Below are 19,162 nucleotides of genomic sequence, written 5' to 3'. Positions count from 1 at the left end.
CCTTCACGAAGAATCCCGCGGCTTCGCCATGCCATGGCGGCCGCACTCGGTGCGGTGGTCATGGCGGGTTTCCTGCCCGGGCACGTGCCGATGGCCGCGGCCCTGGCCGCCGCCGCGAGTCCCACGCCGACCGAGGGGCAGAATGCGCTCCGTGTGGCGGGGGACGGGTGAGCCGGTTGAGGTTGTCGGTCAGAGGACCGAGTTCACCACCACGTACGCAAATCCGGACGGGAAATCGTTCCGGTTGGACCAGTCCGTGGTCCCCGTCCGGGTCAAGGGGGAGGCCGGCGCCTGGGTCGAGCCGGACGCCACCCTGCGATTGCGCGCCGACGGCACGGTGGGCCCGAAGGCGGCCGCCGCCGGCGTGACCTTCTCGGGCGGCGGGGAGCGGGACAGCCTCGTCACCATCGACCGCGGGGGCCGATCGCTGTCCTTCGGCTGAAGAAGTGGGCCACCCGCTCCTACACCCTGGGCGGCACCAAGGTCGCGGTCCGCACCAACGAGTCGGGCACCTCGCGACTCTCCTTCACCGCCGGCGACCGCAACGGCACGATGAGCCTCTCGGTGGCCGACGACGACAACCAGACGCTGTCCAAGCGGTACACGACCCCCTTCGGCGCCGCCCGCGGCACCAACCCGACGACGTGGCCGGACGACAAGCGCTTCCTGGACAAGCCGGTCGACGCCAACACCGGCCTCACCCACATCGGCGTCCGCGAGTACGACCCCCTGACGGGACGCTTCCTTAGAGTCGACCCGGTCCTCGTGACGGACTCGGCCCAGTCCCTGGGCGGGTACGGCTACGCCAACAACAACCCCGTCACCACCTCCGACCCCTCGGGCGCCTGCTCCGACATCGACTGCCCCACCCGCGGCCCGAACGGCCACAACGACACCCCGCTTCCCGCGGACTCCCCGGCCCAGCAGCACAACACCGGCGCGCAGAGCGGGAGTAATGGCGGCGGCGGTGGCGGTGGCGGCGGTGGCCGGGGCTCCGGCAAGCGGGGAACCGCGACCGGCATGGGCAACGGATGCCCCCAGGGGATGTCCCGCTTCTGCGGCCCGCTCTATGGTGGCCCTCCGATTGTGCCGGCTCCGCACTTCCGTACGCACTTCCGCTGTCGCAGCTGGAGCCCGAATGCCCGAAGGGCATGATGACGACTCGCTGCCTGACCGACGTTTCGCCGGGGAAGATCCTCCTGGATCCCTTCAACGATGGGAACGATGAAAACGGAGCCAATGATCTGGCCTTCGGCTATGCGTCCCTCACGAGCGGATGTGCTGCACGATCCGCACAGTATGTGCGCTTCGAGCACTCCCCTGGAGGCAATCAACCCATGACGGTGGGGGACGTGCTGTTCTATCCGGGCAATCGGCATGATTTCACGACTCAACTCAACCGTGAATGGAACAAGAGGGAGGAAATCAAGAAGGATTGGGGTCAGGGGAAGGCGGCAGAATTTGGCCCTGATTTGGAGAAGCATGAGGCGATTCATTCACATCAGTGGGCTTCCTTCAGCAGTGCCTCCTTCTTCGTGACGGCCTATGCGGTGGAATCCGGTAGGTCGGTGGTTCGTGTCGGTGGTCCGTGGCCTGCGCATGCGAACAAGTATGAGCTTTGAAGCCAACCTTTGGTGGGGTGGATACCTGAAGTTCCACAATCTGCGGGCCGATCCCGTCGGCGGAACTCGATGAGAATCTCACTCCTTGAAGGGGGTTTCGGAATGGCGCCGATTCGACGGGGTCTGTTTGGGTTGACGGTCGCGTCGACAGCGGCTTGTCTCGTGCTCGTGGGCTGCTCGCCGGCGCCCAAGCCGATCGTGGGGGTGGAAAGGACGGCCGGCGGGTCAGCGAAGGTGCTCATCGTCCCGTGCCCTGGATATGTCCCGGATCTGGTTGACGTCGCCGCCGCGGAGGGGATGCCGCGGTGGTCGATATCGAACGTGGCGGGGAAGGGTGCGAGCGAGATCGAGTTCTTCAAGGTTCCCGAAGGGTGGAGGATCTCGACCGATGCGGTGTTCGACCTGAAGACCACCGGCGCGAGCTACATCGTGGGCGTCATGGGGGGTGTCGGGGCGCGTGCGGTGAATGCCCGGTTGGCATTCGACCTCGACCGGCTGGAGGCGCTTGAGGAGGGAGAAGTCCTCGTGCGCGGCGGCAAGACGGTCAAGCGGGAGGACTTCCTGAAGCCCGACGCGGACCGCTGCGAACCGTAGGAGCGCACCTGGGCCCCGGAGGTGAAAACCCGCCTCCGGGGCCCTCGGCATGTTCGACCTACAGCTGCCTACACGTGCCTACAGACGTCTACAGGTCCAGGACCAGGCGGTCCGAGGCCGCGCGGGAGACGCACAGGAGCATCGAGTCCTCGCGTTCGCCGTCCGTGAGGAGCTCGTCGCGGTGGTCGATCTCACCGGTCAGCACGCGGTGTTGGCAGGTTCCGCAGAAGCCCTGCTCGCAGGAGTACGGGGTGTTCGGCAGTTCCCGTCGGACCGCCGCCAGGGTGGTCTCGTTCGCGGCGACCTCGACGGTGCGGCCCGAGCGGCTCAGCTCCACCGTGAACGGGTGCGTGGCGCCGCCCGTGGTCGCGGTCGGGGCGAAGCGCTCCAGGTGGACCGGTACGGCGGCCGGGGCCGCGGCCCGTACCGCCTCCATCAGCGGTTCGGGCCCGCAGCAGTAGACCAGCGTGCCCGGGGCGGCGGCGGTGACCGGGCCCAGGTCGGGCAGGCCGCTCTCGTCCTGCGCGAGGACCGTGACCCGGTCCCCGTACGCGGCGAGTTCCGCGAGGAACGGCATCGTGGCCCGGCTGCGGCCCCCGTACAGCAGGGTCCAGTCGGCGCCCGCCGCCTCGGCCGCCCGGAGCATCGGCAGGATCGGGGTGATGCCGATGCCGCCGGCCACGAAGACGTACGAAGGCGCCGGCGCGAGCGGGAAGCGGTTGCGGGGCGGGCGCAGTTCCAGCTCCGCGCCCTCCACGAGCTGCGCGTGGGCCTCGCGGGAGCCGCCCCGGCCGTCCTCGACGAGCCGGATCGCGATCGTGTAGCGGCCCCGGTCGGTGGGATCCCCGCACAGGGAGTACTGCCGCACCAGACCCGAGGGCAGCGTCACGTCCACGTGCGCCCCCGGGGTCCACGCGGGGAGCTCCGCGGATTCCAGGGTCAGTCGCAGGACCCCGTCCGCCGGTTCGGTACGGGCGACGATCAGAGCGCGCAGGGTCCGGCGCGGCGAGTACCCCGATATGGGGGTTTCCAGGGCGGGCAGCGGCCACAGCGGCGAGCGGCCGATGCGCCCCCGCAGGGCGCGCCGGGTCAGCAGGGCGGCGCCCGCGACGGCGGTGAGGGTCAGGGCGCGCCTCACGGCCGCACCCCGCCGTTGGCGCCCGGCGAGGACGCCAGGTAGGCCTCCGCCTGGGCGGTGGAACCTTCCTGCGAGGGGTGGTACGTCCGGGAGAGGTACGTCGGGATCGATTTCAGCATGGCTCCCGTCGAGGGGAGCACACCCTGTTGTCCGGACCGGAAGAACTGCCCCAACGACGCCTTGGCCAGAGGTAGTTGGGGGTCGTTCTCCATGAAGAAGCGCGCCCCGCGCTGCCACAGGAACGCGAGCGCCGCGAAGGCGGTGGCCCAGGTCCTGGCCCGGCGTCGGTAGCCGCCGTCGACGTGCATGAACAGGTCGAAGGCCACCGAGCGGTGCTCCACCTCCTCCGCACCGTGCCAGCGCAGCAAGTCGAGCATCATCGGGTCGGCGCCCCGCCGGTCCAATTCCTCGGCGTTGAGGACCCAGTCGCCCAGGAACGCCGTGTAGTGCTCGATGGCCGCGATCATCGCGACCCGCTCCATGAGCCACCAGTCGCGGGCCTTGCCGGGCGGCAGCGTACGGTCGCCCAGCAGCTTCTCGAAGAGCCAGTCGACCTGGGCCGTGTACGGCGTCGGGTCCAGACCCAGCCGCTTGAGGTGGGGGAGCACGTCGTCGTGCGCGGCGGCGTGCATGGCCTCCTGGCCGATGAAGCCGACGACGTCCGCGCGCAGCCGCTCGTCCGTGATGAGGGGGAGCACCTGCTTGTAGACGTGCACGAACCAGCGTTCACCGGCGGGGAGCAGGAGGTGCAGCACGTTGATGGTGTGCCCGGCGAAGGGATCGCCGGGCAGCCAGTGGAGCGGGGTCGCGTCCCAGGAGAAGGAGACGTTCCGCGCCCGGAGGTCCATGTGTTCCGACGCCACGGGGGCGGGCGCGAGCGGCGTATTAGACATGGCGTCAATGTACTGAGGGGTAGCGAGATGGAAAACCCCTCTGCGCCGACTTCCTGCCGACCTCGACTTCCCGCCCACCTCGACTTCCTGCCGACCTCGACGACCGACCCGTGCCCGCGACCCTCCGCGGCGCCGGTCCGACGACAGGACCAACCGCAGCGCCTACCGCAGCACCTACCGCAGCACCCCCGCCTTCGTCCCGTCGGTCAGCTTGCCCGACAGGTCCACCTGGGCGCCCGCCGGAGCCTTGACCGCCAGTCGATTCCCGGTCGCGGCCCCGTTCACCCCGGCGCCCTTCACCGACAGCGAGGCGAACTGGGCGCTGCCCGCAGCCACCACGTACCACTGGCCCGCTCGGGACTTCCACAGGACGCCCGCCAGCACCCTCGGCTCCCGGGGCCCGCACGCCGGCGAGCCCTCGGCCTTGGCGGCCTGCGCCGCCGGCGGCGCGCCCGGCGCCAGGAACTGGGCCTGTACCCGGTCCGCCGTGCCCTGCCAGGTTTCCGCCCGGGTGCACAGCCAGGTCGCCGTGCCCTCGCGCTCCGGCATCGGCTGCTTCGCGTACGTCCACGCGTTGACGCTGCGCACCCCGTGCGAGCGGACCGAGGGCAACAGGCAGGCGGTCCTCGACCATTCGCCGAGTTCGGCTGCCTCCGTCACGTTCCGCTCGGCGCCCGGGGCGCCGGAGGTGAGCCGGGCCGGGGTCAGCTCGCCCAGGTCGGTGACCAGCCGCGTTGCGCCGTCACCGGTCAGCGCCAGCGCGTTCCAGCTCGTGCAGTTGCCCCCCGGTGCCGGGCCCACGACGGGCGGGGTGACCCCGTCCGGGGTGAGCTTCAGTGCCGTCGGGGCCTCGCCGGGCTTGAGGAGGTCCCGCAGCGCGGCGGCGCGCACCCAGGGCGCCGTGAGGTAGCGGACGTTGCCGTCGACCCGGCTGAGGACCAGGCCGGTCGCGGTGTCCGCCGAGGCGCCGTCGGTCCGGGCGAAGTCCAAGGCGGCTCCGGTGGTCCCGGAGCGGGACTCCGCGTACCGGATCACGCGCAGCCCGTCGTACAGCAGCACCACGACGGCCTGGTCGACGGCGCCCGCGTACAGCAGCTGCGGCGGGCCCATCGGCGGGCCGGTCGGGCTGCCGGGAGTGGCCGAGACCACGACGGAGGAGCCGGGCCTGGCCCAGACGGCGAGCGCCCGGCGCAGCAGCTCCGTGTCGTCGACGCGGTCACCGCGGGCGGGCCAGCCCGAGTAGTCCGTACGGGAGGACGTACGCCAGACCGTGGCCGAGGCCCGCACCAACTGCCCCGGATCCAGCGCCTGTTCGGCGGCGGCGTTGCGCGCGTACGACGGGGCGGCGGGCCCGTCCGAGCCCCAGCCGCCGCCCGGCAGCGCGAGGAGCGCCCCGCACACCGCGAGGGCGGCTGCCCCGGCCAGGGAGGCCCGGAAGAAGCGGCGCCGCCGCAGCAGGTCGGTGGGTCGCGCCTGGAGCACGCACGGGTCGAACTCGGGGGAGGCGAACAGGCCGTCGTGCACCGGATCCCCGGACTCCGCGACCGCCGCCGCCGGGTTCGCTACCCCGGCCTCGGTCAGCACCCGCAGCACCTCCGGCTCGGGCAGCCCCTCCAGCGCCCGCAGGACGCAGGCCGCGCGACCGGGACCGTTCAGGGTCGCCAGCCACTGGTCCAGCGCCAGTTCCTCGGCCCCGCCCGAGCGGGGGAACAGCCGCAGCCCCCACACCTGCGGGAGCACCGGCGGCAGTTGTCCGCGCAGCGGCAGCGACCGGAACGTCAGGGGGATCCCCGCCTCCAGCGCGGAGCGCAGCACGCGCAGCCGGACGTACGCGTACCCGGACTCGGGGCCGCCCTCGCCCCGCTGCGCCGGCACCCCGCCGCGCACCGTGCCGGGGTCGGTGCCCCGGCGGCCGCGCGGGAGCGCCCGCTGGGTCAGGGAGTGGGCGGTGAGCACCCGCCGGTTGCGGCCGAGGGCGGGCGGCAGCACCAGGTAGGCGAGCCGCACCAGCCGCGGGTAGTGCTCGACGATGGCGGCCTCGGCCAGTTCGACGTCGGGGGTCACGGGGGGCAGGGGGCGGGTGGCGGTATCCGGCGCAGTCACGTTCAGCAGAACGAGCGAATCGTCCGATGGTCACCCGTCGCCGGGGCACCCGTTCGGGCCCGCGCGCCGGGGTGCGCGAGGCCCTGCCGGGCGCCCCCGACGAATCGTTCCCGCCGAGTGTCGGCCGAGGCGGCCCAGGCGATGAGGCGGGCCCTCGGCGTCGCGGCGGCTCAGGCGATGAGGCGGGCCCGCAACGCCTCGACGGTCTCGTCGGGGACGCCGAGGCCCTCGCGCACGTACTTCTCCATCGAGCCGTACCGCGTCCCGACCTCCCGCAGGGCCGTCTCCAGGTAGGAGGGGAACACCCCGATCAGGGCCAGCGCGATGTCCGGGTCCCCGCCGGCCGCCGTGAAGCCCTCGATCATCCGCGCGAAGGCCCGCTTCACCGCGGGATTGACCGAGAGGTACTCCTCCATCAAGGTCTCCTCGTCGGCGCCGAGCAGCGACAGGATGACGGTCGCGCCCCAGCCCGTACGGTCCTTGCCGGCCGTGCAGTGGAACAGCAGCGGGCCCGCCTGCGGGTCGGCGGCCTCGGTGAGCAGCAGCCGGTACGCCGCCTGCGCGGACGCGGAGACCACGAACGACCGGTACACCTCGGCGAAGATGGCCTGCGCCTTGCCCCCGCCGAGGTGCTCCTCGGCCACGGCCGGATCGGACAGCAGGTCCTTGAGCTGCGCGGCGGCGGGCACGCCGCCCACCCCGGCCCGCATCTTGTCCGCCAGTACGTCGCTGACCAGCAGGCGCGCCCCGGCCGGCAGCCGGTCGGGGTGGTCGGCCCGCTCGGCGTCGCTGCGGAAGTCGATGACCGTACGGATTCCCAGCGCGGCCACCGTCGGGTCGGCGTCGAGGTCGAGCCGGTCGAGCTGACCCGAGCGCAGGACGAGCCCGCGGCGTACGGTGCGGCCGCCTGAGAGCGGGGTGCCGCCGAGGTCGCGCAGGTTGGCGACGGTGGTGGACGGAGTGGCGGTCATCGTGGCGGCTCCAGCACTGTGCGGATCGGACGGGTCGGACGGATGGGACGGGTCGGGTGGGGGCGAGAGGAGGGGGCGGGGCGGGTCACCCGGTTCGCGCGAGGACGTTCCCGCGCGGCCTCGCCCCGGAGAGACGATCGGCCGCCAGCGAGAGGCCGACCCCCACGCCCAGGGCCACCAGGTGACCGACATCGGTGAACGTCCGCCCGCGCCTCAGCACCGGCGCCGCGGCGAGCGCCAACAGGCCGACCCGGGCCACGCCCCGCACCGTCCCGCGCGGCAGCGCGGAGGTCAGGACGCCGAGCACCGTGTTCAGCCCGTAGCTCGTGCCCACGTCCAGCGCCCGCCGGGTCTCGGTGTCCGCGGTGCGCCGCAGCACGGTGTGGACGAGCAGCGTGGCGCAGGCGTGCCCGAAGAGGAAGGCCGCGGCCGTCCACCACGCCCCGTACGCGTACTCCGTGTAGCCGAGCGCGGCCACCAGCAGGAGCGCGTAGGGCAGCGGCATCGGCTCCTCGACGACGAGGGCACTGCTCAGCAACGTCCCCCAGTGGCCGGCGTCGAGGTTGTCGACGTTGGTCGAGCAGCCGCGCAGCACCCGTTCCCGCTCGTACGGCGCCAGGCGTTCCATGACGTGGGCCCCGAGCTGGACCCCGCCGGTGTAGGCGACGGCGACGGAGCCGGGAGGAAGCGGCCGGGACCAGGGCAGTGGATTCACTCGAACATGATCGGACACGGCCCCGTCGAGGCCGGCACCGGGCCTCGTGGGAGCATGACCAGGACATGTCCGAAACTCGCGCGCCGATGCGCGCCACACGGGCCGCGTTGTTCGCGGCGGTGTGTGTCGCCTTGGGTGCGGTGGGGCATTCGTACATGTCGGGTATGGATGTTCCCCTTTGCGGCCTTCTTGGTGCTTTCGGGGTGATCTGCTCACTCGCGTGGCTCGCCGCCGGGCGACGGCGGGGCCCCGTGGGCATCACCGCCGGGCTCCTCGCCGCGCAGGGCATGTTGCACCTCGCTTTCTCCGGAAGCCAGGGAGCCCACCCCGCGTCGATGCCGATGCACGCGCCGAGGGTCGCCGACCCGGCCGGAACTTCCCCCGCCCATCACCACACCACCGGCATGGACATGGGCGCGGCGGGTGCGGGAGGCGGCACCACCGCACCTCACGAGATGGCCGACATGGCCGGCATGGCCGACCTCGCCGACCTGGCGGGGACGGCCGGGCACGGACACGGCGGCCTCGGGATGATCGCCGCCCACGTGCTGGCCGGGCTCTTCTGCGCCGCGTGGCTCGCGTGGGGCGAGGCCGCCGTGTTCCGGCTCGCCGGCGCCCTCGGGGCCGCCGCGCTGCTCGCCGCCCGGCCGCTGTCCCGCGCGCTCGCCCTGGTCCGCACGCGCGTGGCCCTCGTACCGGCGCCGCCCGCGCACTGTCCTCCGTACGAACGGCCGCGCTTCCTGCGCGGGGCCCTGCACGCCCACGCCGTGGTGCGCCGCGGCCCGCCGCGCCGGCGAGACACCCGAGCCACGGCCCCCGGCCGTCCTGCCCGCGCCTGACCGGCGCACCCTCCCCGGCCCCGTCGGTGAGGGGCGAGACCTGGGGGTCATCACCCATGTCTTCGCCAACACCTAGGACCGACATGTCCCTTGACGAGCTTCAGGACGCCCCCGCCCGGGGCGCCGAGGTGCCACCCCGACACACCGCCGGAGGCTGGGCCGCGTTGCGGCCGCTGCTCCTGCGGACGCACTTCTACGCCGGGCTGCTGATCGCCCCGCTGCTGTTCATCGCCGCCGCCACCGGGCTGCTCTACGCCGCCTCCTGGCAGGCCGAGAAGATCGTCTACGCCGACGAACTGAGCGTCCCCCGCGTGGGCGAGCGCGCCCTGCCGCTGAGCGCCCAGGTCCGGGCCGCCCGGGAGGCGGAGCCCGGAGGCGAGGTCACCGCCGTCTGGCCCGCACCCGACGCCGACGACACCACCCGGGTGATCATGGAGAAGAAGGGGCTCGCGGAGGGCGAGACCCTGACCGTGTTCGTCGACCCGTACACCGCCGACGTGCGCGGGCAGCTCACCACCGCCGGCGACGCGCTGCCGCTGCGGGCCTGGCTGAGCGAGTTCCACTCCAGCCTCCAGCTGGGCGAGTTCGGCCGGAACTACAGCGAGCTGGCCGCCAGCTGGCTCTGGGTGGTCGCCCTGGGCGGGCTCGCCCTGTGGATCGGTCGCCGGCGCACCCGCCCGGCACGGCTCGTCCTCCCGGACCGGACCGCCACCGGCCGTCGCCGGACCCTGTCCTGGCACGGCACGGTGGGCCTGTGGGCCGCGGCCGGCCTCGTCGTCCTCTCCGCGACCGGCCTGACCTGGTCGAAGTACGCCGGTGAGAACATCGGGCAGCTCCAGGACCGGCTGGGCGGGGCCACCCCGTCCGTCACCGCCACGCTGGACGGCGCCGGGGCCGCCGGCGGGGCGGACGAACACGCCGGGCACGTCATGACCGACGGCATGGAGATGCCCCTGCCCGCGCCGACCGCGGACGTGGGCATCGACAAGGCCGTCGCCGCGGCCAGGGCCGCCGGCGTGACCGAGGACCTGCGCGTGACCCTGCCCGCCCGGGGCAAGGGCTACGTGGTCAAGGAGACGGACAAGCAGGTGCCGGTGCACCTGGACGCCGTCGCCGTGGACCCGGCCGACGGCACGGTCATGGACGAACTGCGCTTCGCGGACCACCCCCTGCTCGCGAAGATGACCCGCTTCGGCATCGACCTGCACATGGGTCTGACCTTCGGCCTCGCCAACCAGGTCGCGCTGGCGGCGCTCGCCGTCGCGGTGATGTTCCTCGTGTTCTGGGGCTACCGCATGTGGTGGATGCGCCGACCCACCAAGGATCGCCGGCTGTCGGTCGGCCGCGCGCAGCCGCGCGGTGCCTGGCGACGGTTGCCCGCGACGACGCTGCTGCCGCTCGCCGCGGTGACGGCGCTGGTGGGCTGGTTCGTGCCGATGCTCGGGATCAGCCTGCTGGTGTTCCTGCTGCTCGACGTCGCGCTGGGATTCCTGGCGCGCCGCCGGGCGGCATTGGCGACGGGGGCGTAGCCCAGCCCGGTCCGGGCCCCGACGCCACGACGGGTCGGGGCCCCGGACCGGGACGTGCGACGACCGCGGGCCCGTACTCCCCCTCGCGCGTACGGGCCCGCGGTCGGGCGGCGGGTCTCCGCCGTGCGGCTCAGGGGGCGTACTTGTAGCCCACGCGGCGCACGGTCTGGATCGCGCCCCGGTGGGCCGTGCCCAGCTTGCGGCGCAGTCGGGCGATGTGGACGTCGACGGTGCGACCGTCGCCCACGTGCCCGTAACCCCAGACGGTGGTGACCAACTGGTCCCGGCTGTGCACCCGGTGCGGGTGCGCCACCAGGTGGGCCAGCAGCTCGAACTCCAGGTACGTGAGGTCCAGCACCGTGCCGTCGACCTCGGCGGTGCGCTGCGCCGGGTCGATCCGGACCAGCTCGTCACCGGTGGCGGCGGGCGCCGCGGTCGGGCCGGCCGAGGGCGCTCCGGCGCGGGTCGGGGCGGGGACGGAGTGCGGGGCGAAGGCGATCGGCTGCTGGTCGGCCGGTACGAGGACCAGGTAGCCGACCATCGGCGGCTGCCCCGGCAGGGTCGGCAGGGTGTGCTGGGGCGCGGGCAGCCAGGTGGCGCCCGGCGGGAGCAGGTCCACCACCCGGGCCACCTCGTCCCGGTCCACGGCCCGCAGTCGGTGGCGCGGACTGGGCGGGAAGGTCAGGGGAGCGGCGGAAGAGGCGGACGTGAGGGTACGGGGGTTCGTCATGAGTGGTCAGCTCTTTCACGCGGAGTGGTCGGCAGGAGACGTGCGTACGTCGTCGATGTCGTACCGCGCAGACCGAAGGCCTCGGGGAGGTCGTCTGTGAGAGGTCCCGGGAGGCTTTAGAGGGCCGGCGCGTTCTTCGCGCGGCAACACACCCGGTCGAAATCATGATCCTGACGGGAAGGCCAGAACGGCTCGAGGTCGCTGCGACCTGACGAGGTGTACGAGACGTACGAGTGGCTGGCCATGACCTCATTCAAGCAGATGTACGGGGCCCCGGGCAGACCCCGTCTCACTCTATGGATCGGAATCTCATATTCCGTGACGTCGGCGTGAATGAGGTGTCACCATCGCGACAAATCGTCAGCCGGTGAGGCGCTTTCGCCAGTCCGTGCCGGTCACGCGGATCGCGTCCCCGGCCGACCCGTCCCAGGCCCACCGGAGCCCCGCCGCGTCCAACGCGGCCACCACCTCCCGGCCCACCGAGACCGTCTCCTCGTCGCCCGCGTCGAAGGCCCCGTAATACAGGTGCAGATCGTGGCCGACCGCGACGCTCTCCGTGCACTGGGTGTGGAAGAACACGAACCCGCGCGCGTCCCCCTCGCGTTCCTCCCAGATCTCCCCCTGGCCGCAGTTGCGGCAACAGGTGAAGTTCTCCCGGGCGGTGATGCCGCCGGAGTCCAGGGCCGCGAAGGCGCGGGTCAGTCGGTCCGGATCCGTCTCGCCGGTCCAGGTGGCCTGCTCCGCGACCCGCTCCCGCCAGAGCCGGTACACCAGCACGCGGGCCTGCGGCCCGGACACCGGCCGGACGCCGTCCTTCACCAGGTAGTCCTCGGCGTGCTCGATCAGCTCCGGTATCCCGTCGTAGCCGCACCGCAGGACGAGCCGGATCCGTTCCTCCAACTGCTCGCGCACGGAGTCCTCCAGCGCCGGCGGCTCCGGCTCGACGGGGAGGTCCAGCCGCTCCCAGGCCGGGCCGAGCTCCCAGCCCTTCTCCTGCCGGGCCCAGCCGGTCATCACCCGACCGACCTCCTGCGGCGCTGACAGGTACGCCTGGAAGTGCCGGTCGGCGGAGCCCTCGCGGTACTCCAACTGGTAGGAGCGGGCACCGGAGTCGCCCGCCTCGTGCCACACCTGGATGAACACCTCCGGGTCGGAGGTGCGCCGCTCGACGATGAGGAAGCGGTCGCCCGGGGCGCCGATGCGTCCCAGTAGTTCGGTCAGGGTGCGTGAGGAGGGGCGGTCGTGGGTGTCGCCGCGCTCGGTCCTGATTCTGATCGGGAGCATGGGCACACCGTGCCAGAGGGCACCGACAGCGACGCCCGCCGGGCCTGGTGGCCGGCGGGCGCCGTCGTGCGTGCGGTGGTCCGACCCGGAGCCGGGCCGGGGGCGGATCGGGCCGGGTCAGGGCCTCAGAGCAGGCCGTCCTTCTCCAGCGCGGTGCAGCAGGTGTCCGTGATGAGGCGGGTCACCACGTACGGGTCCACGTTGGCGTTCGGCCGGCGGTCCTCGATGTAGCCCTTGCCGTCCTTCTCGACCTGCCACGGGATGCGCACCGAGGCGCCGCGGTCGGAGACGCCGTAGCTGAACTCGTTCCACGGGGCGGTCTCGTGCAGACCCGTCAGGCGCTCGTCGATGCCGGCGCCGTAGTTCTTGACGTGGTCGAGCGGCTTGCTGCCCTCGCCCAGGGACTCGCACGCGGAGATGATCGCGCGGTAGTCCTCGCGCATCGCCTTCGTGGAGAAGTTGGTGTGGGCGCCCGCGCCGTTCCAGTCGCCCTTGACCGGCTTCGGGTTCAGCGTCGCGGAGACGTTGAAGTCCTCGGCCGTGCGGTAGAGCAGCCAGCGCGCGATCCACAGCTGGTCGGAGACCTCCAGCGGGCCGACGGGGCCGACCTGGAACTCCCACTGGCCGGGCATGACCTCGGCGTTGATGCCGGAGATGCTCAGGCCGGCCACGAGGCAGTGGTCGAGGTGCTTCTCGACGATGTCGCGGCCGAAGATCTCGTCCGAGCCGACGCCGCAGTAGTAGCCGCCCTGGGCGGCGGGGAAGCCGTTGACCGGGAAGCCGAGCGGGCGGGCGCCGTCGAAGAAGGTGTACTCCTGCTCGATGCCGAAGATCGGCTCCTGGCCCGCGAACTTCTCGGCGATCGGACGGAGCAGTGCGCGCGTGTTCGACTCGTGGGGGGTCATGTCGATGTTCATGACCTCGCACAGGACGAGGACGTTGTCCCCGCCGCGGATCGGGTCCGGGCAGGAGAACACCGGCTGCAGCACACGGTCGGAGGCGTGTCCCTCGGCCTGGTTGGTGCTCGATCCGTCGAAGCCCCAGATCGGCAGCGCGTCGCCGTCGGCGAGGATCCGCGTCTTGGAGCGAAGCTTGGCCGTCGGCTCCGTGCCGTCGATCCAGATGTACTCAGCCTTGTAGCTCACGGGCCCCATCCTTCGGTGCGTCGCTCCGGCGCGGACTCTGCGGGTGTTGCGTTCGCGGCGCTGCGTGTGCGGTGCCGCGGTTTCGGCCGCCGGCTCGCCGGTCGCGGCGCTGCGATCGCGTGCTGCGGTGATGACCGCAGCGTGCCCCCACGCGATTTCTCTTCCGTTGCCCGTGTGTGAACCCCGTGTTACCGAGATGTGCGCCGCAGGTGGGAACGGTCGTGCGGGTCGGCGATGGCACACCCGTCCGGGTGCGGCACACTGAGCGGGTGAGCATTTCGTATGATTTGAACTCCGCCGGTGGCTCCTCCGTGGACGCCGCCGAGAGCCCCCGACCCCGGGTCGGCCTGCTGGGCACCGGCCCCTGGGCCCAACGCACGCACGCCCCCGCCCTCGCCGCGCACGCCGGCTCCGACTTCGTCGGGGTGTGGGGCAGGCGCCCCGAGGCGGCGGCCGAACTCGCCCGCGCCCACGGCGTGAAGGTGTACGAAGACCCCGACGAACTGTTCGCCGACTGTGACGTCGTGGCGTTCGCCCTGCCGCCCGACGTACAGGCTCCGCTCGCGGTCCGCGCGGCCGCCGCCGGATGCCATCTGCTGCTCGACAAGCCCGTCGCGACGACGGTGGAGGACGCCTCGGCCGTGGCCGCCGCCGCGGCGGAGCACGAGGTCGCCTCCGTCGTCTTCCTGACCCTCCGGTTCGCCCAGCCGACCGCCGGGTGGGTCGAGGAGCAGACCGGGCGCTCCGGCTGGTTCACCGCGTCCGCCCACTGGCTCGGCGCCCTCTACCCGCCCGACGGGACCCCCGGCGGTCACCCCGACTCGCCCTGGCGCAAGGCCAAGGGCGGGCTGTGGGACGTCGGCCCGCACGCCCTGTCCGTCCTGATCCCGGTGCTCGGCGACGTCACCGCAGTGTCCGCCACCCGGGGCCCCTCCGACGTGGTGCAACTGGCCCTGCGTCACGCCTCGGGCGCCGCCAGCACCGCCGTGCTCAGCCTGGGCGCGCCGCGGGCGGCCGCCGGGGTGGGGCTGGAACTGCGCGGGACCGAGGGGATCTTCGAGCTGCCCGAGTGGAGCGACGTGCCCGGCGCCTACGGTCGGGCGCTGGACGCGCTGCTCGCGGCGGCCCGCACGGGCGAGCCGGACGCGCGGGACGCGGGGTTCGGGCTCCGGCTGACGGAGATCCTGGCCGAGGCGGAGCGCCAGTTGGGCGCGTGAGGGGTGGGGCGGGGGGCTTGGTCCCGTCCATCCCCCCCCGCCCCTCTGCGGGATTCGCCTTCGCGGCGGGGCGTCGATCGCGGCCCGGGCGGCTCCTGCGCGCGCGTGCGGGCGGACTCCCGTGCGGGCGGACTCCACCGTCCACCGTCACCCTGGTCCGCGAGGCCCGCACGACCTCGTTTCAGGCGCAGAAGCTGCTGGTCGAGGCACCCCCGAGTGCCGCAGCCTGGTTTGGAAGCGGCGGACGGCCTCCCGCCCGGTCGGGTCGACGTGCTCCCCGGGGGTCACGCACCACGCGATGCCGCTCACGGCGGCCGACGCGATCACCCGGCTGCTGACGGAGGCTTGAGTCGGCCCGTCGGATCGAGCCGACCGGCCGGCTCAGGGCTTGCGGGACATGGCCTCGCGCACGGCCTCGTCGGTACGGGCGATCACGGCCGTGCCGTCCTCGGCGGTGATGATCGGGCGCTGGATCAGCTTGGGGTGCGCCGCCAGATGGGCGATCCAGCGGCCCCGCGCGGCGTCCGTCCCCTCGCGCGGCAGCTCCCGTACCCCACTCTCGCGGGCCAGCGGGTCGGAGGTGCGCGTGATGTCCCAGGGCTCCAGCCCGAGGCGGTCCAGCACCTCGCGGATCTCGGCCTCGGACGGCACGTCCTCCAGGTACCGGCGCACCGTGTAGTCGGCGCCCTCCGCGTCCAGCAGGGTCAGCGCGGCACGGCACTTGGAACAGGCGGGATTGATCCAGATCTCCATGCGCCCAAGCCTAACGAGGCGTCGTGCCGGGCCGGTCTGGCCAGGGGCTTTTGTCAGTGCCCCCCGGTAAAATCGAAGGAGCACGACAGGAAGCCAACTACCGTTTGGGAGGCTGTAGATGGCCGCTGCCGCGATCATTTCGATGCCCAAGAAGAAGCCACTGCCGGCGGGGCTGCCCCGCGAGTGGTACGAGAGCCACAACCGCCGTCTGAAGGCGATGCGGCTGGCGATATCGCTGCTCGACACCGGGACCTACGACGCTCGACGCGCCACCAACCGCAAGATCCGGACGATGGCGGTGCGGGTGGGGATCCACCGGCCGTCCAACGTGACCTGCAAGATGGTGCGCGCCTTCATCCGCGACGTCGGCTGACGTTCGACGCGGGCTCCGGGGGCCGCGGCACGGCGACGCCGCGCCCCCCGGGGCCGTCCCGGCCCGGGCGCCCGCGCCGCTCGCGGCCGGTCGGACCCTCGGCAGGCAGGCAGGCAGGCAGCAGGCAGGCCCGGCCACGGCACGCCCGGTCACGGCACGCCCGGTCACGGCACGCCCGGTCACGTCACGCCCGGTCGCGTTTCCATGGCCGGCAGGGACAGGAGCAGGACCGCCACGTCGTCGCTCGGGCCGCCCGCGGTGAAGGCCTCCAGGTCCCGCCACACCGCCCGCACCAGGCCCTCGGAGTCGTCGGCCAGCACCGGGATCCGGGAGGCCAGCGGGTAGAAGCCGCCGTCCGCGTCGCGGGCCTCGGTCACCCCGTCCGTGTGCGCGAGCAGCCGGTCGCCCGGCAGCAGCGGAACCTCGGCGACCTTCGGCAGCTCGGGCACGGTCAGGCCCAGGCCCAGCGGGGGCCCCGGCTCCACGTCCAGTTCCGCGGTCGTCGAGCCGCGGAGCAACAGCACGGGCGGATGCCCGCACGACACGATCCGTACGAGATCCAGTCCGGGCGGGAACTCCAGCAGCACCGCCGTCGCGAACAGCTCCGGGTGCCGGATCGAGGCGGCCGCCGCGTCGGCCACCAGCCGCCGGTCCAGCCGGGCCGCGACCGCCGCCAGCTCGGGATCGTCCAGGACCGCCTCCCGGAAGGCGCCGAGCAGCGCGGCCACCGTCCCGACCGCCGCCAGACCGTGCCCCTGGACGTCGGCCACCACCGCCCGGACCCCGTACGGCCCGGCCCGCACGTCGTACAGGTCGCCGCCGACCAGCGTGCCGCGCTGCGCCGCCCGGTACAGACCGGAGCAGTGCACCGGACCCACCCGGTCCGGTACCGGTGGCAGCACCGCGAGCTGGGCCGCCTCGGCGACGGTCCGGACGCTGACCAGCTGGTCGTCGCGACGGCGCCGCACGAAGGAGATCACCACGCTGAGCAGGCCGACGAAGGCCACGGTGGCCAGGTCCGTGCCCCGGGCGTTGGCCACGCCGAGCTGGGGGACGCCGAGCAGCACGAGGACCAGTACGGCGAACGCGCAGGTTCCCAGGGGGCCGTACGAGAACGCGGCCACCGCGGGCAGGGCCGCGAGGAAGTACCCCAGCTCCGCGCCGGGGGTCAGCCACTGCGCGCAGCACAGCACCACCACGGCCACGACGGGCGCAAGCCGGGCCCAGCGGGGCGGGGGCGTCCCGTGCAGCCGGCCGGAGTCCTCGAGTCCGCGTCTCACTCCTCCACCCTGATCCCGGCCGGCCGGGGGCGCACCCCGGGTGAGCGTCGGGTGGCCTCGCGCGGTCCGCCCCGCGACAGTGGTGCGGTGACCGAATCGGCGGGCGCGCGGAGCGCGGAGATCAGCACCCGGCTCAACTGGCTCAGGGCGGGGGTCCTGGGCGCCAACGACGGGATCATCTCCACGGCGGGCCTGGTGGTGGGCGTCGCCGGGGCGACGACCTCGCGCGCGGCGATCCTGACGGCGGGAGTGGCCGGGCTGCTGGCGGGGGCGCTGTCGATGGCGGCGGGGGAGTACGTGTCGGTCAGTTCGCAGCGGGACTCGGAACGCGCCGCCCTGGCCGTGGAGCGGCGGGAGCTGGCCGACGAGCCGGAGGAGGAGCTCGCGGAGCTGACGGACATGCTGGCGGCGCGCGGCCTGAGCCGGGAACTCGCCCGGGAGGCCGCCGAACAGCTGACGGCACGCGACGCCCTGCGAGCCCACGCCCAAGTGGAACTGGGGATCAACCCGGACGAGCTGGTGAACCCCTGGCACGCGGCCCTCGCGAGCCTGCTCTCCTTCACGGTGGGGGCGCTGCTCCCGCTCCTGGCGATCGTCCTGCCGCAGCCGTCGGCACGGGTGCCGGTGACGGTGGCGGCCGTGCTGGCGGCGCTGACCCTGTGCGGGCTGGCCGGCGCCCGCCTGGGCGGCGCCCCCGCCGCGCGGGCGGTGCTGCGGAACGTGGCGGGCGGCGCGGTCGCGATGGCCGTCACCTACGCCGTGGGCACCTGGATCGGCGGCACCTGACCCGATGGATCGGCGGCACCTGACCCGACCGGGACCGCCAGTCCGATCCGTCCCCGGACCACCCCGGCGCGGCCCGCCCGGTGGATCCCCGGGCGCCACGCCCCGGGTCGCCCGTGCACGGGCGCGACCTGCGGGCAGACTGGCGCCATGCGCATCGCGGTCACCGGAGCATCCGGCCTCATCGGCAAGGTCCTCGTACGGTCCCTCCAAGTGGACGGCCACGAGGTGGTGCGCTTCGTGCGCCGCCCCGCCGCCGCCCCGGACGAGGCGACCTGGGACCCGCGGCGCGGGTACGTGGACCCCGCCGGACTGGTCGGCTGCGGCGCCGTCGTCCACCTGGCCGGAGCCGGGGTCGGCGACCACCGCTGGACGGCCGCGTACAAGAGGGAGATCCGCGACAGCCGTGTCCTCGGCACCGCCGCCATCGCCCGGGCCGTCGCGGACATGGCCGAGCCGCCGCCGGTCCTCGTCAGTGGGAGCGCCGTCGGCTACTACGGGGACACCGGCGACCGCGTCGTCGACGAGGACGCCCCGGCGGGGGAGGGCTTCCTGCCCTCCGTCTGCGTCGAGTGGGAGGCGGCCGCCGCGCCGGCCGGGGACGCCGGGATCCGTACGGTCTTCGCCCGCACCGGCCTGGTCGTCGCCGCCGACGGCGGGGCGTGGGGCCGGCTGTTCCCCGTCTTCCGGGCCGGCGTCGGCGGTCGGCTCGGCAACGGCCGCCAGTACTGGTCGCACATCTCGATGCACGACGAGGTCGCCGCCCTGCGCCACCTGATCACCGCGTCCGGGCTGTCCGGTCCGGTGAACCTGACGGCCCCCGAGCCGCGGACCAACCGTGAGGTGACGGCGGCGATGGGGCGGGTGCTGCACCGTCCGACGGTGTGCGCCGTGCCGGCGCCCGTCATGCGCGTCGTCCTCGGCGAGTTCGCCGAGGACGTGCTGGGAAGTCAGCGGGTGCGTCCCACGAAGCTGTTGGAGTCCGGCTTCGTGTTCCGCCACCCGGGGATCGACGAGTCGATCAGGGCCGCGCTGGCCTAGGGGCGGCGGCCCGGTGGCCCGGTGGCCCGGCGGCTCGGGGGAGCATCGTCCGCTCACGTGCGACCGTTTGTGACCCGAATGCGACCGCTGTGCGACCGGAGTTGTGCGCAATACCGCACCGGACTCGGGTTCTGCCGGAGGCCGTTGGGGGA

Annotated in this window: 20 protein-coding genes; 10 read left to right on the top strand and 10 right to left on the bottom strand. The window is 73.3% G+C overall.

Features of this window, described 5'->3' with window-relative positions; translation table 11 throughout:
- The first annotated feature begins 244 nt into the window (after positions 1–244).
- From ADK55_RS04480 to ADK55_RS04470, 4 genes are all read left to right on the top strand, one after another.
- The gene (locus tag ADK55_RS04480; protein ID WP_053676123.1) at positions 245–442 is read left to right on the top strand and encodes a hypothetical protein; all 198 of its coding nucleotides are present in this window, start codon (positions 245–247) and stop codon (positions 440–442) included.
- 110 nt (positions 443–552) lie between these two features.
- Positions 553–1,155, top strand: coding sequence for an RHS repeat-associated core domain-containing protein (locus ADK55_RS40650; protein ID WP_199826440.1), 603 nt, complete (start codon positions 553–555; stop codon positions 1,153–1,155).
- On the top strand, positions 1,152–1,622 hold the full coding sequence (locus ADK55_RS38315; protein WP_159041277.1) for a hypothetical protein: 471 nt from the start codon (positions 1,152–1,154) through the stop codon (positions 1,620–1,622). Before ADK55_RS40650 ends, ADK55_RS38315 begins: the two co-directional genes overlap by 4 nt.
- A gap of 69 nt (positions 1,623–1,691) precedes the next feature.
- Positions 1,692–2,216 (top strand): hypothetical protein, encoded by a 525-nt coding sequence (locus tag ADK55_RS04470; protein ID WP_159041276.1) that lies wholly within the window; start codon positions 1,692–1,694, stop codon positions 2,214–2,216.
- Between the two features lie 88 nt (positions 2,217–2,304).
- Here the strand turns inward: ADK55_RS04470 and ADK55_RS04465 are convergent, their stop codons facing one another.
- The 5 genes from ADK55_RS04465 to ADK55_RS04445 form a co-directional block, all read right to left on the bottom strand.
- Entirely contained in the window at positions 2,305–3,354 is a 1,050-nt protein-coding gene (locus ADK55_RS04465; protein WP_053676120.1) for a PDR/VanB family oxidoreductase, read from the bottom strand.
- Positions 3,351–4,247: a metal-dependent hydrolase gene (locus tag ADK55_RS04460; RefSeq protein ID WP_053676119.1), complete on the bottom strand. Its 897-nt coding sequence runs from the start codon at positions 4,245–4,247 to the stop codon at positions 3,351–3,353. The genes ADK55_RS04465 and ADK55_RS04460 overlap by 4 nt, the downstream gene beginning before the upstream one ends.
- Positions 4,248–4,421: 174 nt before the next feature.
- Positions 4,422–6,350, bottom strand: coding sequence for a hypothetical protein (locus tag ADK55_RS04455; RefSeq protein WP_420713592.1), 1,929 nt, complete (start codon positions 6,348–6,350; stop codon positions 4,422–4,424).
- Positions 6,351–6,520: 170 nt separating this feature from the next.
- Positions 6,521–7,321, bottom strand: coding sequence for a tyrosine-protein phosphatase (locus ADK55_RS04450; protein WP_053676117.1), 801 nt, complete (start codon positions 7,319–7,321; stop codon positions 6,521–6,523).
- A gap of 85 nt (positions 7,322–7,406) precedes the next feature.
- Entirely contained in the window at positions 7,407–8,036 is a 630-nt protein-coding gene (locus tag ADK55_RS04445; RefSeq protein ID WP_063839436.1) for a rhomboid-like protein, read from the bottom strand.
- A gap of 203 nt (positions 8,037–8,239) precedes the next feature.
- Here ADK55_RS04445 and ADK55_RS37425 point away from each other — a divergent pair, with 203 nt between their 5' ends.
- Both ADK55_RS37425 and ADK55_RS04435 read left to right on the top strand, forming a co-directional pair.
- Positions 8,240–8,875 carry a hypothetical protein gene (locus tag ADK55_RS37425; RefSeq protein WP_053676116.1) on the top strand — a complete coding sequence of 212 codons (636 nt, stop codon included), beginning with the start codon at positions 8,240–8,242 and terminating at the stop codon, positions 8,873–8,875.
- Positions 8,876–8,958: 83 nt separating this feature from the next.
- A complete protein-coding gene (locus ADK55_RS04435; RefSeq protein WP_078998460.1) occupies positions 8,959–10,404 on the top strand; it encodes a PepSY-associated TM helix domain-containing protein in 1,446 nt (481 codons plus the stop codon).
- Between the two features lie 130 nt (positions 10,405–10,534).
- Here the strand turns inward: ADK55_RS04435 and ADK55_RS04430 are convergent, their stop codons facing one another.
- The 3 genes from ADK55_RS04430 to glnII form a co-directional block, all read right to left on the bottom strand.
- Entirely contained in the window at positions 10,535–11,134 is a 600-nt protein-coding gene (locus tag ADK55_RS04430; RefSeq protein WP_053676114.1) for a winged helix-turn-helix domain-containing protein, read from the bottom strand.
- A gap of 360 nt (positions 11,135–11,494) precedes the next feature.
- The gene (locus ADK55_RS04425; protein ID WP_053676113.1) at positions 11,495–12,418 is read right to left on the bottom strand and encodes a DUF6891 domain-containing protein; all 924 of its coding nucleotides are present in this window, start codon (positions 12,416–12,418) and stop codon (positions 11,495–11,497) included.
- Between the two features lie 125 nt (positions 12,419–12,543).
- Entirely contained in the window at positions 12,544–13,563 is a 1,020-nt protein-coding gene (glnII, locus tag ADK55_RS04420; RefSeq protein WP_053676112.1) for a glutamine synthetase, read from the bottom strand.
- Between the two features lie 287 nt (positions 13,564–13,850).
- On the opposite strand from glnII, the gene ADK55_RS04415 reads away from it, so the two are divergent.
- Positions 13,851–14,780: a Gfo/Idh/MocA family protein gene (locus ADK55_RS04415; protein ID WP_053676111.1), complete on the top strand. Its 930-nt coding sequence runs from the start codon at positions 13,851–13,853 to the stop codon at positions 14,778–14,780.
- A 381-nt stretch (positions 14,781–15,161) separates the two neighbouring features.
- Here the strand turns inward: ADK55_RS04415 and ADK55_RS04410 are convergent, their stop codons facing one another.
- The gene (locus tag ADK55_RS04410) at positions 15,162–15,533 is read right to left on the bottom strand and encodes an ArsC/Spx/MgsR family protein (RefSeq protein WP_053676110.1); all 372 of its coding nucleotides are present in this window, start codon (positions 15,531–15,533) and stop codon (positions 15,162–15,164) included.
- A gap of 118 nt (positions 15,534–15,651) precedes the next feature.
- Between ADK55_RS04410 and ADK55_RS04405 the strand changes: the two genes are divergently transcribed.
- Positions 15,652–15,906 (top strand): hypothetical protein, encoded by a 255-nt coding sequence (locus ADK55_RS04405; RefSeq protein ID WP_053676109.1) that lies wholly within the window; start codon positions 15,652–15,654, stop codon positions 15,904–15,906.
- A 179-nt stretch (positions 15,907–16,085) separates the two neighbouring features.
- Here the strand turns inward: ADK55_RS04405 and ADK55_RS04400 are convergent, their stop codons facing one another.
- The gene (locus ADK55_RS04400; RefSeq protein WP_053676108.1) at positions 16,086–17,186 is read right to left on the bottom strand and encodes a PP2C family protein-serine/threonine phosphatase; all 1,101 of its coding nucleotides are present in this window, start codon (positions 17,184–17,186) and stop codon (positions 16,086–16,088) included.
- 87 nt (positions 17,187–17,273) lie between these two features.
- On the opposite strand from ADK55_RS04400, the gene ADK55_RS04395 reads away from it, so the two are divergent.
- Entirely contained in the window at positions 17,274–17,972 is a 699-nt protein-coding gene (locus ADK55_RS04395; RefSeq protein ID WP_063839435.1) for a VIT1/CCC1 transporter family protein, read from the top strand.
- 147 nt (positions 17,973–18,119) lie between these two features.
- Complete coding sequence (locus ADK55_RS04390) at positions 18,120–19,010, top strand: TIGR01777 family oxidoreductase (RefSeq protein WP_053676107.1); 891 nt, start codon at positions 18,120–18,122, stop codon at positions 19,008–19,010.
- The last annotated feature ends 152 nt before the right edge of the window (positions 19,011–19,162 follow it).

Source organism: Streptomyces sp. WM4235 (assembly GCF_001279725.1).
Classification (GTDB): Bacteria; Actinomycetota; Actinomycetes; order Streptomycetales; family Streptomycetaceae; genus Streptomyces.
Note: the sequence above shows the minus strand (reverse complement) of the source record. Positions and strands in the feature narration are given on the sequence as shown.

What these genes read in the sequence shown, in the direction of transcription:
- ADK55_RS04450 (WP_053676117.1), bottom strand. Translation starts at nt 7,321, where the DNA reads ATGACCGCCACTCCGTCCACCACCGTCGCCAACCTGCGCGACCTCGGC.
- ADK55_RS04435 (WP_078998460.1), top strand. Translation starts at nt 8,959, where the DNA reads ATGTCCCTTGACGAGCTTCAGGACGCCCCCGCCCGGGGCGCCGAGGTG.
- ADK55_RS38315 (WP_159041277.1), top strand. Translation starts at nt 1,152, where the DNA reads ATGATGACGACTCGCTGCCTGACCGACGTTTCGCCGGGGAAGATCCTC.
- ADK55_RS04470 (WP_159041276.1), top strand. Translation starts at nt 1,692, where the DNA reads ATGAGAATCTCACTCCTTGAAGGGGGTTTCGGAATGGCGCCGATTCGA.
- ADK55_RS04425 (WP_053676113.1), bottom strand. Translation starts at nt 12,418, where the DNA reads ATGCTCCCGATCAGAATCAGGACCGAGCGCGGCGACACCCACGACCGC.
- ADK55_RS04410 (WP_053676110.1), bottom strand. Translation starts at nt 15,533, where the DNA reads ATGGAGATCTGGATCAATCCCGCCTGTTCCAAGTGCCGTGCCGCGCTG.
- ADK55_RS04430 (WP_053676114.1), bottom strand. Translation starts at nt 11,134, where the DNA reads ATGACGAACCCCCGTACCCTCACGTCCGCCTCTTCCGCCGCTCCCCTG.
- ADK55_RS04390 (WP_053676107.1), top strand. Translation starts at nt 18,120, where the DNA reads ATGCGCATCGCGGTCACCGGAGCATCCGGCCTCATCGGCAAGGTCCTC.
- ADK55_RS04460 (WP_053676119.1), bottom strand. Translation starts at nt 4,247, where the DNA reads ATGTCTAATACGCCGCTCGCGCCCGCCCCCGTGGCGTCGGAACACATG.
- ADK55_RS04405 (WP_053676109.1), top strand. Translation starts at nt 15,652, where the DNA reads ATGGCCGCTGCCGCGATCATTTCGATGCCCAAGAAGAAGCCACTGCCG.
- ADK55_RS40650 (WP_199826440.1), top strand. Translation starts at nt 553, where the DNA reads ATGAGCCTCTCGGTGGCCGACGACGACAACCAGACGCTGTCCAAGCGG.